The organism is Rhodococcus sp. ARC_M5 (assembly GCF_022810405.1).
GTDB lineage: Bacteria > Actinomycetota > Actinomycetes > Mycobacteriales > Mycobacteriaceae > Rhodococcoides > Rhodococcoides navarretei.
In genome coordinates, this window is sequence record NZ_JALGQE010000007.1 from 253,631 (window position 1) to 269,723 (window position 16,093).

Here is a 16,093-nt window from a genome sequence, read left to right on the forward strand (position 1 = left end):
CTACAACAAAGGAAATAAAATGCGCTACACCACCTTCGGACGACGTTCAGGCCTGCGAGTCTCGGAATTCGCTCTGGGCACCGGCAATTTCGGGACCTCCTGGTCCAGCGGTACGGACGCCGCGGAGGCCCGGATCATCTTTGACCGGTTCGCCCAGGCCGGCGGTACGTTCCTGGACACCGCCAACATGTATCAAGCGGGAGAGTCCGAGGTCATTCTCGGAGACCTCGTTGCAGCAGACCGCGATCATTTCGTCGTCTCGACGAAATACGGTGCGAGCGACACAACCGAGCCACACGTCTCGTCGACAGGAAGTGGACGAAAGAACATGATCTCTTCGGTCGAAGCAAGCCTTCGCCGGCTCCGCACCGACTACCTGGACCTGCTGTGGGTGCACTTTCCCGACGGAGTCACACCGATAGACGAAATCGTCCGCGGGATGGACGATCTCGTGCGTTCGGGCAAAATCCATCACGTCGCCCTCTCGAACTATCCGGCATGGCAGGTCTCGGCCGCGGCGACCCTGGCGGACATGCGTGGGTGGGCACCGATCGTCGGAATCCAGACCGAATACAGCCTGGTCGAGCGGACCGCCGACCGTGAGCTGATGCCAATGGCCGAGAGCCTCGGATTGGCCGTCAATCTGTGGTCGCCACTCTCCGGCGGACTACTGACCGGAAAATATCGAACCGGTGCCGAAGGTCGCGCTACGGATCCCGACCGATTCGTCACTCCGGAACACTCTGCACAGCGCACGGCCGTCATCGACGAAGTCCTGGCAATTGCACAACAGACCGGTGCGAGCGCCGCTCAGGTATCGATGGCCTGGCTGCGGGAACGGGGCGATCGATCCGCCGCCACACTGATTCCTATCGTCGGACCGCGCACAGTTGCTCAGCTGAACGAGTATCTCGGCGCGCTCGACGTCACGTTGACCGATGAGCAGTACACGCGGCTCGACGCGGTCAGCGCCGTCGAACTCGGTGTCCCCCACTGGATCAACGCACAGATTCGTCCCAACCTGCTGGGCGGGGATGCGAGTCGGTTCATGGGTCCACTCACCCCGATCGCCTGATCGGAGGGGCGTTCACCGTCTCGATCCAGGCGCGCCGAAACGTGCGTGACCCATGATGTCGTGGGTCCGACCCGCGGCCGGCCGGAGTGTGGTTACTTCGAGTGTTTCGGTCATCGGTTGCGACTTGACTTCGGGCGAAAAGCGCTTCCCCACTTCTCGAGTCTCGCCGTCGACCGTTCGCAGAAGGCGGAGCGCGCCGGGGTGCACCGAATCCTGTAAGCCGACCCACACCCAGGTCAGGTATTTGCCTCGACGCTCGGAATGGCACAGCAAGCCGGCCGTTCCGCCAATCGGCGGAACAACCATCCGTCGTCGACGATCGATGTCGCGAACTTCGATCTCCCCTTTCTGTCGCTGTCACGCCGTCCACAACGTGCCCGGTCTTTTCGACCAGGCCAGGAGCACTCAACTCACCGCTTTTCCCTCGAAGTGATGAGCTGGGACTAAGCCGAGGAAAAACAAAACACCCCGCCTCCAGCTTCAAACTGGTGACGGGGTGTTTCAGTGTGCGCCATCAGGGATTCGAACCCCGGACCCGCTGATTAAGAGTCAGCTGCTCTAACCAACTGAGCTAATGGCGCCGATCCGCACCGCGTGTTCTCTGCGGTGCGGGAGAAACATTAACAGCAGATGCCGCCAGATGTGAAATCGGCTGGTCGGAGCACCTGCTGCGTCAGTTGAAGATCCTGCGAACCACGAGAACTGCCACCACTGCGCCGACTCCGAGGAGGGTGAATTTCACTGCCGGCTCGTTGAGCTTGGCCACCACGGACTGCTTGGTGTTGGCGACGATGTTCTTGGGGCTGGCACGGACGCTCAGCTCGTCCAGGGTGCTGGCGAGCTGATTGCGAGCGGCCTCGATCTCGCGCTCGATTCGGTCGGTGTCCTTGGCCACGTGTCCTCCAACTTGTTGCAAATAGTCTCGGTCGCAGTCGAGCCTAGAGCACGACGACATTTCGATACTCTCGTGCGGTGACCGAATACAGCAAGCTCGAGCCGGGCGACACCGCTCCGGCGTTCACCCTGCCCGATGCCGACGGCAACGACGTCTCTCTCGCCGACTACGCAGGCAAGAAGGTGATCGTGTACTTCTACCCTGCTGCGAGCACCCCGGGCTGCACCAAGCAGGCGTGCGACTTCCGAGACAGCCTCGCCGAGCTCAACGGCGAAGGCCTGGAGGTCATCGGTATCTCCCCCGACAAGCCCGCCAAGCTCGCCAAGTTCCGCGACAAAGAAGAGCTGACGTTCCCCTTGCTCTCCGACGAAGACAAGTCGACGCTGCAGGCGTGGGGCGCATTCGGGGAGAAGAAGAACTACGGCAAGGTCTACGAGGGCGTCATTCGCTCCACGTTCCTCGTCGACGAGGCCGGCAAGATCGAGGTGGCGCAGTACAACGTCCGCGCCACCGGCCACGTCGCCAAGCTCCGTCGCGATCTAGCTGTCTGAGTCCCCACTACCCGAGCCGGCCAGTCGCTGCAGGAACAACGCCTCGGCGACGGCCATCTTCTCGATCTCCGTCGGATCCACGCTCTCGTTGGGAGCGTGGATCCGGCACCGAGGTTCCTCGACGCCCATCAGCACGATCTCGGCGTTCGGCAACACCTGAGCCAGCGCGTTGCACAGCGGAATCGACCCGCCCTGCCCAGCCGTCCCCATCGGTTGCCCGAATGCCTCCTCCAACGCCTCGGAGAGCGCCGCGTAACCCGGCCCGTCGGTTCTGGCCCGAAACGGCGACCCGATCGCCTCACGCTCGACGGTGACCCGCGCATTCCATGGCGTACGCGCCTCCAGATGAGCCACCAACGCATCCTGAGCCCGCAGCGAATCCATTCCCGGCGGCACCCGCAGATTGAGCCGTGCCGACGCACGCGGTGAGATCGCCGCTGCCGACCCCACGACGGGTGGGCAGTCGATCCCCAGAATCGTCAGAGCAGGCCGCGCCCACACCGCCTCGGCCACCGAGCCCGAGCCCGCCAGCCCGACGCCGTCGAGCACCCCGGCATCGGAGCGGAACTGCTCGGCGTCGTACTCGACGCCGTCCCAGGCCTGCGTGCCGTCGAGACCGTCGACCACGGTGTCGCCCTGCTCGTTGCGCAACGTGGAGAGCACCTGCACCAACGCGGCGAGCGCGTCGGGTGCCGACCCACCGTACATGCCCGAGTGCACCTCACCGGCAAGGGTTTCCACGTGCACCACGACATTCGCGATACCGCGGAGCGTGGTCGTCACCGTCGGCGAACCCACGCGAGCGTTGCCGGTGTCGGCGATGACGACCATGTCTGCGGCGAACAATTCCGGTCGCTGCTCCACGAGCGCTTCCAACCCGCCGGTACCCACCTCTTCCGAACCCTCGCAGACGATCCGCACGCCGACGTCGAGCGACTCCCCCAGCGCCCGTAACGCCAACAGATGCATGATCACGTTGCCCTTGCAGTCGGCCGAACCCCGCCCGTACCACCGGCCGTCCCGTTCGGTCAGCTCGAAAGGCTCACTGTCCCACAGCGTTTCATCTCCTGGAGGCTGGACGTCGTAGTGCGAGTAGAGCAGAACGGTCGGCGCTCCCGCGGGTGCCGGACGCGAACCGACAACGGCCAGGGAGCCGTCGACCGTCTCGATCAACTGGACGTCGGGGACGCCCGCATCCAGGAAAGCCTGCTGCACCCAGTGCGCTGCCCCGATGCATTGCTCGGCCGGAAACTGCCGGGGATCGTGTACCGAAGTGAATCGGACCAGCTCTGCCAACTCAACTTTCGCTCGGGGCATCTGCGATGCAATTGCAGATCGAACGTCGACGGGTCGAGCATCGGCGGGCATGAATCCTCCAAACGAGAAAATGACAGACGGGCTCTCGCCAGTCTGTCATCACTCGTCACCGTCAGCGGCCGGAGAACTCCTGCTCGAACCACTGACCCGTCTGCTGCCAGTGCCGATCCCACGCTTCCTGCTCGAGCTGTTCGGGCGACTTGCCCGGCTCCGGAACGGGAACGGGAACGGTGAACTGTGGCGGGTCCACCCGTGTTGGTACCGGTGCCGCCACCTCCTGGCGAGGTGGATCCTGGGTCGCCCACGCCTCGGTCGTCGGTGCAGACTCGACAACTGTCGATGGGTCCACTGTCGGAGGAATTATCTCGGGCGGGGGCGCAATCACCGGTGCAGGCGGAACCACGATCGCAACCGGGTCCGGGGTCGTCGAATCCGCCGGCCGGGTTGCCCCCACCAGATCCGCCCCGGCATCGCGCCGATCCACGCTCTGCTCGGCGGTCGTCTCGGATTCACCCGGCAATGTCGCAGCAACAGCCACACCTGCCGACAGCACACCGGCCAGCAGCACAGCGGCGAACACGAGCTTGCGCCCAGAGCCTCCCGACCGGGCCGGGTGTGCACCCACAACGCGCGGCACTGCAGACGGCGGAAGCGGCGCTGGCACCACAACGAGATCCGGAACCTTCTCGACCTCGACGGTCTCCTCGGGCCCGGCATCGGCGGCGACGGTCTCGACCGGCTCCGAATCCGCGGCCGCCGTCACTGGCGCGACGGCCAGCGGTGCCGACTCGCCCTCGTGCGCCAGCAGCGCAGCTCCTCGCGCTGCGACCTGGTCCGCGTGACTCACGCGCACGACGGGGACGCCGAGTCCGAGCGACAGGATGTCCAGGAGATCGCGATTGCTCGACGAGTCGCCGAACAGGGCCACGAACTCGGGCTTCTTGCCGGATTGATCGACCACTTCCCACGCCAGCGGGATGGTGCTGCCGATGCGCTCGGGCGACATCGAGTCCAGCGCAGTGGTCTTGGTCGGGGTGAGCGAGGCTTCGGCTGCGTCGGCGAGAGATATCGAGACACCCGTGCCGCCCATGTGATACAGCAGTACGGTCTTCGCGTCGGCGAATTCCTTCGAGCGCTCGAGCCAACCGAGGAACGACTCGGCCGCGGAGGACAGAACTACGGGCTCGTGGACCAGCGTGGCTGCGAACTCGGCGCGCTCGTCCTCGGTTCGGTACACCACGCCTACTGCGTCCACGTCGGTGTCTAGCGCCGCTGCCTCGGCGCGCATGGTCTCGATCGCTGTCGCCAATACGGAGGCCACGTCGGGGTCGAGAGGGGCGGTCCGATCGGCCAGCACCACGCCCGAGGTCGGCTCGAGTAGAACTGTCTGCATCGAGCCAGATTCGATCGCTACACCAATAGTTGCCATGGCAGTCTCCCTGTGCTCAGGGTGGAGGCACCCGACCATGAACGCCATTCTGTTGTTCCGAATAACGATCACCCTGCACGGAATTTGATTCTGTCTACCAAACCATACCTGTTGACGGTTAAATCGGTCCGGATCGGGCTTGGAGTTTGTCACAGTATGGGGAACGAGAAATTGTCGTCGAACCCAGGTTTATTTCCGAGACCTCCAGCCGTGGCGCGCGTGTCGGACCCAGTTGTGGATACCGAGCACCTGCGCCGGATAGCCTGACCGGGTGGAATCCTCTGCTCGTGCCCAGTCCTCGCGCCGTCTCGACGCCGCGCTCGAGTCGACGGCACAGACTCAGGAGCTCATGCCGCGACGGCGTCCCACCCAGGAACGCAGCCAACGCAAGTTCGACGCTTTGCTGCAGGCTTCCCGCGAGTTGCTCAGCGACGTGGGGTTCGAGTCGTTCACCTGCGAGGAGGTGGCGTCACGAGCCGAACTGCCGATCGGCACGCTCTACCAGTTCTTCGCCAACAAGTACGTCATCGTCTGCGAACTCAATCGCCAAGACCTTGTCGGGGTTCAGCAGGAGCTCGCCGAGTTCGACGGTGAGGTCCCATCGCTGGACTGGGTGCGGTTCCTCAACAACTTCGTCGACCACATGGCGGGCATGTGGATGACCGATCCCTCACGCCGTGAGGTGTGGCTCGCCATGCAGTCGACGCCCTCGACACGCGCGACCGGAGTGATCCATGAGCGAGAATTCGCCGATCAGGTCTCCCGCATGCTCGGTCCACTGACTCCGCGCACACCCCGGCACCGACGCAACCTGATGGCTCAGGTGTTGGTGCACATCGTCTACTCGATGCTCAATTTCTCGGTGCAGGACGGCCAGAGCCACGAGGACGCCGTCGCCGAGCTCAAACGCATCATGATGGCGTATCTGCTCGTCGCCGAGAAAGAGAGCAGGCGCTCCGGCGGCTCGGCGAGCGATACAGAGCGAGCCTGACCAACCCGACCCCGCACAAACGACAGGCCCGCCCGATCACCTGGATCGGACGGGCCTGACTCGTTTTCGGAGCGAACTCACTCCTCCAGGATCGCCACCGCGGCGGCGATGTCACCGTCGTGGGTCAGTGACAGATGAATCTTCACCGTCGGCAGGAACTCCTGCGCCATGCCGTGCAACTTGATCGACGGACGGCCCCACGCATCGTTGACGACCTCGATCAACGGATACGGGTTGTCACCGATCTGCGGCGGCCGAGCGAATCGCGATGTCGCCCATGCCTTCAGCACTGCTTCCTTGGCAGCCCACCGTGCTGCGTAGTGGCGGGTCGGGTCGGAACTCTTCGTTGCGGCATGACGGCGCTCGCCCGCGGTGAAGCTGTCGCGGATCATCGTCGTGCCGACCTTCTCCATCTGCTCGGCGAAGTCGGACACCGTCACCAGGTCGAAACCCACTCCCAGGATCGCCATCAGATGGCACCCGGCAGACCGGAGGAGTAGACATCGTCCTCGCCGAGGCGAGCGGACTCGTTGAGCAACACGTGTGCCTCCAGTTCGCGTGACGCCGTGGACGGCGTCCCGTCATGTCCGAGCCGTCGATCGTCGGGCCGCTCGTAGAGGGAATCTCCTCCCACCATCGCGGAGATCAGCCTGCGCTGACCGGCGATGCGCCGCTCGTTCGCCTTGGCGATGTACGCGGCACGTCGATCCGCCGGAACGGCCTCGAGGAATGCCTGCGGGTGCACCAGCGCGATGAGTCCGGACACGTGCCCGAAGCCCAGCGAGGTGAGCAGACCTGCCTTGAGCGGTACCGAGTCGCCGAAGCGCAGCGGCTCCCGTGCCCACACCAGGTGCTCGAACGCGGTCATCTTGTCGTCGACGCAGTCCAGGCTGCGGTTCGGCGGGATGACTCCGTTGGCCAGCACCTGGCACAGGCCGATCAGCTGCCAGGCAGCCGCTCCGCCCTTCGAGTGTCCGGTGAGGCTCTTCTGCGAGACGACGAACAGCGGAGCGCCGTCCGAACGGCCGATGGCCTTGGCGAGGCGGGTGTGCAGTTCCGCCTCGTTCGGGTCGTTCGCCGCGGTGGAGGTGTCGTGCTTGGAGATCACGGCCACATCGTCTGCACTGACGCCGAGCGCGTTGAGCGAGAGCGCGAGCGCCGAATCCTTGCCGCCGCGACCGGCACTGAGCGCGCCGAGTCCCGGAGCCGGGATGGACGTGTGCACTCCGTCGCCGTACGACTGTGCGTAGGCCACCACTCCGAGGACCGGTAGGCCCATCTCGAGTGCCAGATCGCCCCGAGCGAGCAGAATCGTTCCGCCACCGTGGGATTCGACGAATCCACCGCGCCTGCGATCGTTGGCTCGCGAGAACCGGCGATCGCTGATGCCCTTGGCGGTCATCGCTGCCGAGTCGGCAGTTGCCGACATGTCACCGAAGCCGATGATGCCCTCGGTGCTCAGGTCGTCGAATCCGCCGGCGACCACGAGCTGTGCCTTGCCCAGCTTGATCTTGTCGACGCCTTCCTCGACCGAGACTGCAGCGGTGGCACAGGCAGCGACGGGGTGAACCATCGCGCCGTAGCTACCGATGTACGACTGGACCACATGCGCGGCAACGACGTTCGGCAGAGCCTCCTGCAGGATGTCGTTCGCACGAGCATCACCGAGCAGGGTGTCGATGTACAGCGAGCGCATGGATTCCATGCCGCCCATGCCGGTGCCCTGCGTGTTGGCGACCAGTGTCGGGTGCACCCAGCGCATAAGTTCCGACGGGTTGAAGCCCGAGGAGATGAACGCGTCGACCGTGGTGACGATGTTCCACAGGGCGACTCGGTCGACCGAGCTGGCCATGTCGGGCGAGATGCCCCACTTGGTGGGATCGAATCCGGTCGGAATCTGTCCACCCACGGTGCGGGTGAGCTTCATCTTGCGCGGAACGCGAATCTCGGTGCCAGCCTTGCGGGTGACCTGCCAGTCGCTCGAATCCGGGACCGGCGTGATCAGCGTGTGCTCGGGATCCGCTGCTGCGAACGACCGGGCATCGATCTCGGTTCCGACCACGAACGTGAGGTCGTTGTCGAGGAAGATCGAGGTCATCAGCGGAGCGGTGTTGCCGACCATCGCGCCGTCGTCGCCGTAAGTGCGGATACCGCACTTCTCGACCACGATGTCGTGGTACTTGTCGGCGATGTCCTCCTCCGGCACCAGGTCACCGGACTCGATGTCGTACCAACCCGGCTTGGGATCGTTCTCCCAGGCGATGAGACCGGTGTTCCATGCGAGTTCGAGAACGCCTGCGGCAGAGAGCTGCTCGTCGACCTCCATCTCGAAGCGGGTACGCGCCGAACCATACGGTCCGAGCTCGCCTGCACCGACGATGACGACCAGGTCCTTCGGGTCCACATCGAGTGTCGGCCACGCCGGAGCGGTGGTCGACGTCGACAGCCGCGGCGGTGCGGGTAGTGCCGCGATCACCGAGTTGTCCACTGCCTCTTCGGTCTTCTCGGCAGCGGCCGCAGCTGCATCCCGAGCGAGCTCGACGAGGTTGAGCTTGGTGTTGGCCAAGCCGCCCGTGAGATCGGCCACGATGGGCTCCTGCGCGGCCTGACGGCGAGCGGCAGGTGTGCACAGTTCGAGCAGCTCGGTCGCCATCTCCTCGGTCGACCAGGTGCGTACGCCCTCGGCCTCGACGGCCTCGACGATGGGATCGTTGCCACCCATCAGGCCGGTGCCGCGCACCCACCCGATGTGAGCGTGGGCGATGGACACCCGCTCGGCCCAGTTCTTCTCCGAGCCCCACTTGGCGACAACCGCATCGAGTGCAGCCTTGGACTCGCCGTAGGCACCGTCGCCACCGAACATTCCGCGGTTCGGCGATCCCGGCAGCACCACGTGCAGGTGGGTGTCGATGTCGGTGTCGTAACCGACCTTCGACAGTCCGGTGATGAGACGCTCGACCGACCAGAGCAGCACGCGCATTTCCATCTCGGCGCGAGCTCCGGCGTCGGACATCTCGCCCATGACCCGAGGTGCGGCGAACGGGAACAGCATTGTCGGTGTGACGCCGGCCTTGACCAGAGTCTTTGCGCCACCGGCAGTGTCGATGAAGTCGCTGCCGATCCACTCGATGAGTGCATCGACGTCGGTGTACGACGCGATGTTGGCCGGAACCACCCACAGCGACGCTCCGCTGCGTGCGTTGTCGCGGTACAGCGAGCGGTAGAAGCCGAGCCGCTCGTCGTCGAGCCTGGAGGTGGTGACGAAGACCGTCGCTCCCCCGGCCAGCAGCTTGGCCGTCACCGCAGCTGCGATGGAGCCCTTGCTGCCGCCGGTGACGACTGCGACCTGATCGGTCCACTGGCCCTTGTCCTCGGATGCGACCGCGATGTCCGCGATGCGTCCGAAGGTTTCGGCCAGCACAGTCTTGTTCTCGTAGTCGGCCTTGGCCTTCCACCACTGTGCCTGCGACGCAACGGCATTGCCCGCGCCGGCGAAGGACTCGACAGCGATATCGCCTGCGGTACCGAGCCACAACCGGGCCAGGTCCTCACGGGCGGTCGCCCACCGGTCGTCGATCAGGACGGCGCGCTTGGCGTCGAACGCGGGGGCGACGAGGCGGGGCCAGTCGGATCCCAGCTCGGCCGAGACCAGCTCCACCAGAGCCGCGTCGGGATCCTCGGCCAGCAGTGCGTTCGGTGCATCCGCAAGTCCGAGCTGCTCGAGCACCAACCGGGCTGCGGAGGCGAGAACGCCGTCGCGGCCGGTGATGTGCTCGGTGAACTCACCGAGAGCAGCAGCGTCGACGGTTCCACCGGCTCCACCGCCTGCCTGCGGCATCGACACTGCGATTCCGCGACGAGCGGCAACCGAGGCAACCGCTGCGTCGATGACGTTGTCGACGGCAGTGCCGTCGGCGAGAGCGCCGTCGGCCAGACCGCCGAGCGCGCCACCACGAACCGAAGCACCGTCACGAGTACCGAGGGCGACCTCGGCGGTGACGTGGTGCGCCCAGCCGTCGCCCAGTTCCCAGGTCTTCTTGACGCGATCGGCGATCGAGGCCGGGCGTCGACCCGAGGGGCCGAAGACCTTGCGGAGGTGGTCGTTGATGGAGTCGCTGAGCACCGGACCGAACGGCTTGTACGTACGAGCCAGCTTGTTGACCGTGCCCGAGAGCGCGCCCATGTCGGCATCGGCTGCGCCGTCGATGGCACCGAGCGAGAGCTCGGAACCGAGGTCGACGAGCAGCTGATTACGGCGTGAGGACACGCCGTCGCACAGTGCCTCGATGGTGTCGGCGGGCCCGATCTGATCGAGCTGCAGTTTGGTCCACAGCCCGATGAGGATCTTGGTCGCGTCGGCCGCGACGAACGCGATGTCGTCGGGGCGAGGTCCGCCGGACGGTGCTGCGGCCGGAGCGGGAGCCGCGGCAGGTGCCGAAGCTGCTGCCGGAGCGGCAGATTCCACGGGCGTCGACTCTTCCTCGTCGGCCGGAGCCGGGTCGGTGTCGGTGCCGTAGACGATCGCGGCCTCACGCTCGAGGTTGAGTACCTCGACCGGGTGGCCGAAGCGACCCGGCAGCTTGAGGGTCTGCGACGCGAGGTTGGCGACGGTCGGCGTTGCACCGAGGCCGATCTCGACGAAGCGCTCGACGCCCATGCCGCCGTCGGACTCGTCTGCGAACAGCAGGTCCTGGGTCTCGATCCAGCGCACCGGGCTGGCGAACTGCCATGCCAGCAGCTCGGTCAGAATCACCCGACACAGATCGCTCGGCCGTGCGGCCCACGAATCGAAGTCCGCGAGAACGGTGTTCAGCGGCTCGGACGGCACGAGATCGGCGATCTCCTGCGCGAATTCGCGCTTCAGCGAGAACGGCTTGGGCACCAGGTTGGGGATGTAGCGCCCCACCAGGATCGCCGGATCGAGCTGCTCGGGCAGCAAGGTCTGGAGGCGGTTGCGGAAGTCGTCGACTCCCCCGCGCAGCACCGTGGAGTGGAACGGCACGTCGATGCCGGGAACCATGATGTAGGCGGCCTTGCCACCGAACTCTGCCCGGCGAATCGCGATCTTCTTCTCGAGCTCGCCGAGACCGGCGACCGTACCTGCGATGGCGTACTGCGAACCGCGCAGGTTGAGGTTGACGATTTCGAGGAACTCACCGGATTCTGCTGCGACACCGGCGACGAAGCCCTGCACGTCCTCGTCGGCCAGGCCGATCTGCGACGGGCGAATGGCGGCCATGCGGTAGTCACTTCGGCCGTTCTCGTCACGGGGAACGAGTGCGTGCATGGCCGAGCCACGCTGGAAGACGACCTCGAGGACGGCTTCGAGTGGAAGCACACCGGCGACGGCGGCGAGTGCGTTGTACTCACCCACCGAGTGGCCGGCGAGGATGGAGTTCTCCACGAACGCACCGGATTCACGCAGTTCGGCAACCTGTGCGACACCGAGAACGGCCATCGCGACCTGGGTGAACTGGGTCAGGTGCAGCACACCGTCGGGATGCTTGTGTGTGACACCGCGCGCCTTGAGCGTTGTCGGATTGTCGCGCACCACAGCGAGAATCGAGAATCCGAGTGCGCTGCGGGTGTGCTTGTCGGCACGCTCCCACACCTTGCGAGCGGCCTTCGACCGAGCCCGTGCGTCCAGTCCCATACCCGGACGTTGGATGCCCTGGCCGGGGAAGGCGTAGACGGTCTTCGGCGCTGCGGTGCGAGCAGTGGCGACCATGACCAGTTCGCCTGCGACACGGCAGGAGACCTCGACCAGCTCGGCACCCTGGTCGAATCCGGTGCGATCGACGCGAACATCGATCTCGGCTCCGGGTCGAACCATGCCGAGGAAGCGTGCCGTCCAGGCGGTGAGGCGACGCGGCGGAATCTTGGTGTCCGCGTGGTCGACTGCGGTGACCGTCTGCTGTGCTGCGGCCGAGAGCCACATGCCGTGCACGATCGGGCTGCCGAGACCGGCGAGCATCGCCGCGGCGTCGGAGGTGTGAATCGGGTTGTGGTCACCCGAGACCTGAGCGAACGCAGCCATGTTGCGCGGGGCCACGATGGTGGCCTGACGACGGCGACGACGCGGAGTGTCCTTGGCGTCGGCACCGACGGAGCCGCCTGCACGAGCCGGGTCGACGAGCTCGCCCTTGCCGGTGCGTCCACGAATGGCGAAGCGCTCCACGAGAGTTGCGACGGCGGGAGCATCGAGCCCCTCACCGAGCATGGCACCGATCTCGACAGTGACCTCGACGACGCGACCGAGGTCGGTGTCGAGCACCTCTCCGGCGGCCGCCTTGACGACGAGAATCGAGGTGTCGGTGGGCAATTCGCCGACCAGGTTCACGCTGTGATCGAGGTGCACCAGATCGAGCATGCCTTCGATGACGTCGATGCCGTCGGCGTTGCGGGTGGCACCCAGGACGGCGAACACGGCGGGCCAGCAGGCACCGACCAGAACGTCGGGAACCGCCTTCCCGCTGACGGTCAGCGAGTCCGGCAGTCCGGATCCGGTGACGCCTGCGTGGTCGGCGATCAGGTCGGGGATCCACGCGATGTTCAGCCGTGCGACACCGCTCTTGACGGCCGGAAGCTCTTGGCCGGCAGCAACTCCGAGCAGAGCCGACATGGCCTGCTGGGCGTCCTGTGCGGTGACGACGGGAGCGCCGCCGTCGATCGTGGAGGAAGGCACCGTCAGACGGATGCGCACTTCCTTGCCCGGAGCGAGCGGAACCAGCAGCTCCACGTGCTCGGCATCGAGCACGGTCAGCGAGGAGCCGGTCTGCGGATGCGAGGCAACCGAATCGGAATCGACGGTCCAGTCGGCTGGATCGCCGAGGCGTGCAACGGGGTTCTGCGTCATCCGCGAGGCCCAGGTGACGTCGGGAGCTGCCAGCACGATGCCCAGCAGTCCGGGTGCGATCTCGGCGTGGCGACGGCTCGCGATGGCCGCGGGCTCGATGCCCTCGGCGAGAAGCTGGTCCGCAGTGGCCTTCTCGAATCGGTTCAGCAGTTCGCCGACCGGCTCGTCCACGCGGGTGATGCCTGCGACGGCAACGGTTCCGGGGATGACACAGACCTGATCGGCCGAGTAACGAGCGTCGTGTGCCTGCCACAGCGAGTCGCTGCGCCACCAGCGGCGCACGTCACCGTCGACGACGGGGACGAAGTTGACCGGCTTGCCTGGCATGCGGCACAGCGAGGTGAAGAAGGTGATGTCGGCCGGGTGCAGCACCACGTCGGCGGCGTCGGGGAACTGCGCGAGCAGAGACTTCAGTGCTGCGCGCGGACGCTCGAGAACCTCGGCGTCGGCGAACAAGGTGGGGATGGGGCCACGATCGACCGGGTGCAGCCGAGCCTCGGCGCGCTGGAGCATCTCCAGATAGCGGGTACGCCAAGTGACATCGAGCCACACCGATTCGCGTGCCTCGGACACGGCGTCGGTGAACTCACCACCGCAATCGAAGTCGCTGCGCGAGTCGGTTCCGATGGCGAGGTCGAGGTAGCGAGCGAGCCATTGCTGGTACGTCATCTCGGCTACGTCACCGAAGAACGGCTTGGCGGTGCCGTCGAGTGCGGCGATGATTTCCTCACGACGCTCGGCCACGGCGTCGGCGTTGCCGGCGACCTCGTCGAGCAGTCGACCGCACCGCGATGCCGCATTGTCGATCTCGTGGATGTCGGCACCGAGCTGGCTGCGGCCCGAGGCCATTCCGCCGTTGGCGGTACCGGCACCGACCCAGTCGGGGGTTCCGGGTGTGTCGACGAGCAGCTGCTTGACCTCGGGAGCCGTGGTGGCTTCGAGGGTGGCCATGGCAGCGGTGCCGACGAGGATGCCGTCGAGCGGCATCTTGGGGTAGCCGTGCACTGCCGACCACGTTCCGGTGAGGTATTCCGCTGCGCGCTCGGGGGTGCCGATGCCGCCGCCGACGCAGACCACGAGGTTGGGCCGTGACCGCAGCTCCGCGTAGGTGGTCAGCAGCAGGTCGTCGAGGTCTTCCCACGAGTGGTGTCCGCCTGCGCGGCCGCCCTCGATGTGCACGTTGACCTGGTAGGACGGAACCTCGTTGGCGATGCGGATGACGGCGCGAATCTGCGCCACGGTGCCGGGCTTGAACGAGACGTAGCTGATGCCTGCCTCGGACAGCTCCTCGATGAGGGCCACTGCCTCGTCGAGTTCCGGGATGCCCGCGGTGACCACGACGCCGTCGATGGCTGCACCTGCTGCGCGAGCGCGCTGCACGATGCGGCGTCCGCCGAGCTGGAGCTTCCACAGGTACGGATCGAGGAACAGCGAGTTGAACTGGATGGCGCGGCCGGGCTCGAGGAGGGTGGAGAGCTCGGCGACGCGATCGGTGAAGATGTCCTCGGTGACCTGGCCGCCACCGGCGAGCTCGGCCCAGTGGCCTGCGTTGGCAGCTGCGGCGACGATCTTGGCGTCGACCGTGGTCGGCGTCATGCCGGCCAGCAGGATCGGTGAACGTCCGGTCATCTTGGTGAAGGACGTCTCGACCACGACGCGGCCGTCGGGCAACGTGACCGGGGTAGGTGCGAACGCCGACCATGCGGGCTGAACCTCGGGTGCAGCTCCCGGGGTGAGCAGATTCCGGTGGCCCCCGCGAGAAGACGCGGCGATGATGCCCACGCCCTGTCCACGCAGCGCCGGAGTGGTCATGCGGGTGAGCAGGTCGCCCGGGCCGAGATCGAGGATCCAGTCGGCACCTGCGTCGACGACACCGTCGATGGCGTCGACCCAATCCACGGAGTCCACGAGGATCTTCTGTGCGAGGTCGCGAGCGAGCTCGACGTCGAGTCCACACCGCTGTGCCCACGCGCTGACGAGTTCGACCGCGTCTTCCAGGGCTGGGTGATGGAAACCGATCTCGACGGGAAGTTGCTCGAAGACCGGAGCGAACACGGCACCGCCGCGCTTCTTCGCGTCACGGTCGCGCTCTTCCTCGGCAGCGATCTGCTCGCACTTCTCCTGCACGCGGGCGAGCTGGGCAGGCGGGCCCGAGAGTACGACGCGACGACGGCCGTTGCGGATGGCGAGGGCGGCGGATCGCTCCGGCGCTCCATCGATTGCGAGATCGGCGATGATCGCCTGCAGTCGCGCGGGTTCGACGTTGGCGACCGAGACCATCGGCGCGCGGTCTCCGGCACCGATGATGCCGCGGCGGCGGCCGACCAGGCCTGCAGCAGCACCCACGAGCTGGGCGATCGCGAGGAAGCTCGCGTCCTGCGCTCCGTCGGCTGCGACGGATTCGGCGGCGATGAGCCCCTGCGAGTGTCCGACGACCTTGACGGGCGGGGTCTGGGCGGGATCGAGTCCCTGCAGCTTCAGCGCGCGCAGTGCTGCGACCTGAGTGAGGAACACTCCGGGAAGCGAGACGGCAGCGGAGGTCAGTGCAGCCTCGGACGGGCCGTACGAACCGACGGTGTCGTCGTCGGCGAGGTCCTGCTCGAGCATCCAGCCGATCGGATCGAAGCCGACAGACCGGACGACCAGCAGCTCGTCGGCAACGGGCGCAAGAGTGGCTGCAGCCTCGTTGACGAGATCGGTCAGTTCGGGCTCGAGTGCGGAGTCGCGAGCGAGTTCTTCGAGGGAGCTGAGCCACGGTGCACCCTGGCCACCGAAGGCCAGTGCGTACGGCTCGCCCGCGGCGAAACGATCTGCCAGAGTCCGAGAGCCGCCATTGCTTCTAGGGGATTTGTCTGCGTTGCCGGTGCTTCGCGAGCCTCGTCCGTGTGATGGTGTGCTCTCGTTGATCGTCAAGGCTGAAGATTCCTCTCGTGGACGCCTCGGGGGTCGGGGCGTTCGCTGTAATGGCCGCCCGGGTGC

Annotated in this window: 8 protein-coding genes and 1 tRNA gene; 3 read left to right on the top strand and 6 right to left on the bottom strand. The window is 66.1% G+C overall.

Going from position 1 to position 16,093, the window contains the following annotated elements; all coding sequences use genetic code 11:
• Positions 1 to 19 precede the first annotated feature (19 nt).
• A complete protein-coding gene (locus tag MTX34_RS13735) occupies positions 20 to 1,075 on the top strand; it encodes an aldo/keto reductase (protein WP_243594165.1) in 1,056 nt (351 codons plus the stop codon).
• Positions 1,076 to 1,582: 507 nt separating this feature from the next.
• Here the strand turns inward: MTX34_RS13735 and MTX34_RS13740 are convergent.
• Both MTX34_RS13740 and MTX34_RS13745 read right to left on the bottom strand, forming a co-directional pair.
• Positions 1,583 to 1,656, bottom strand: a tRNA-Lys gene (locus tag MTX34_RS13740).
• Positions 1,657 to 1,748: 92 nt separating this feature from the next.
• On the bottom strand, positions 1,749 to 1,970 hold the full coding sequence (locus tag MTX34_RS13745; RefSeq protein WP_032375974.1) for a DUF3618 domain-containing protein: 222 nt from the start codon (positions 1,968 to 1,970) through the stop codon (positions 1,749 to 1,751).
• 77 nt (positions 1,971 to 2,047) lie between these two features.
• On the opposite strand from MTX34_RS13745, the gene bcp reads away from it, so the two are divergent.
• The gene (bcp, locus tag MTX34_RS13750; protein ID WP_243594166.1) at positions 2,048 to 2,521 is read left to right on the top strand and encodes a thioredoxin-dependent thiol peroxidase; all 474 of its coding nucleotides are present in this window, start codon (positions 2,048 to 2,050) and stop codon (positions 2,519 to 2,521) included.
• Here bcp and MTX34_RS13755 read toward each other — a convergent pair.
• Together MTX34_RS13755 and MTX34_RS13760 are read right to left on the bottom strand one after the other, a co-directional pair.
• Positions 2,510 to 3,889 carry a dipeptidase gene (locus tag MTX34_RS13755; protein WP_243594167.1) on the bottom strand — a complete coding sequence of 460 codons (1,380 nt, stop codon included), beginning with the start codon at positions 3,887 to 3,889 and terminating at the stop codon, positions 2,510 to 2,512. The two genes, bcp and MTX34_RS13755, sit on opposite strands and share 12 nt — an antisense overlap.
• Before the next feature lie 61 nt (positions 3,890 to 3,950).
• Positions 3,951 to 5,231 (bottom strand): hypothetical protein, encoded by a 1,281-nt coding sequence (locus MTX34_RS13760; RefSeq protein ID WP_243594168.1) that lies wholly within the window; start codon positions 5,229 to 5,231, stop codon positions 3,951 to 3,953.
• Between the two features lie 385 nt (positions 5,232 to 5,616).
• On the opposite strand from MTX34_RS13760, the gene MTX34_RS13765 reads away from it, so the two are divergent.
• Positions 5,617 to 6,258: a TetR/AcrR family transcriptional regulator gene (locus tag MTX34_RS13765; RefSeq protein ID WP_279393272.1), complete on the top strand. Its 642-nt coding sequence runs from the start codon at positions 5,617 to 5,619 to the stop codon at positions 6,256 to 6,258.
• A 77-nt stretch (positions 6,259 to 6,335) separates the two neighbouring features.
• On the opposite strand, the gene MTX34_RS13770 is transcribed toward MTX34_RS13765, so the two are convergent.
• Both MTX34_RS13770 and MTX34_RS13775 read right to left on the bottom strand, forming a co-directional pair.
• A complete protein-coding gene (locus tag MTX34_RS13770) occupies positions 6,336 to 6,728 on the bottom strand; it encodes a holo-ACP synthase (RefSeq protein ID WP_008715184.1) in 393 nt (130 codons plus the stop codon).
• Positions 6,728 to 16,027: a type I polyketide synthase gene (locus MTX34_RS13775; RefSeq protein WP_243594170.1), complete on the bottom strand. Its 9,300-nt coding sequence runs from the start codon at positions 16,025 to 16,027 to the stop codon at positions 6,728 to 6,730. Before MTX34_RS13775 ends, MTX34_RS13770 begins: the two co-directional genes overlap by 1 nt.
• Between the last annotated feature and the right edge of the window lie 66 nt (positions 16,028 to 16,093).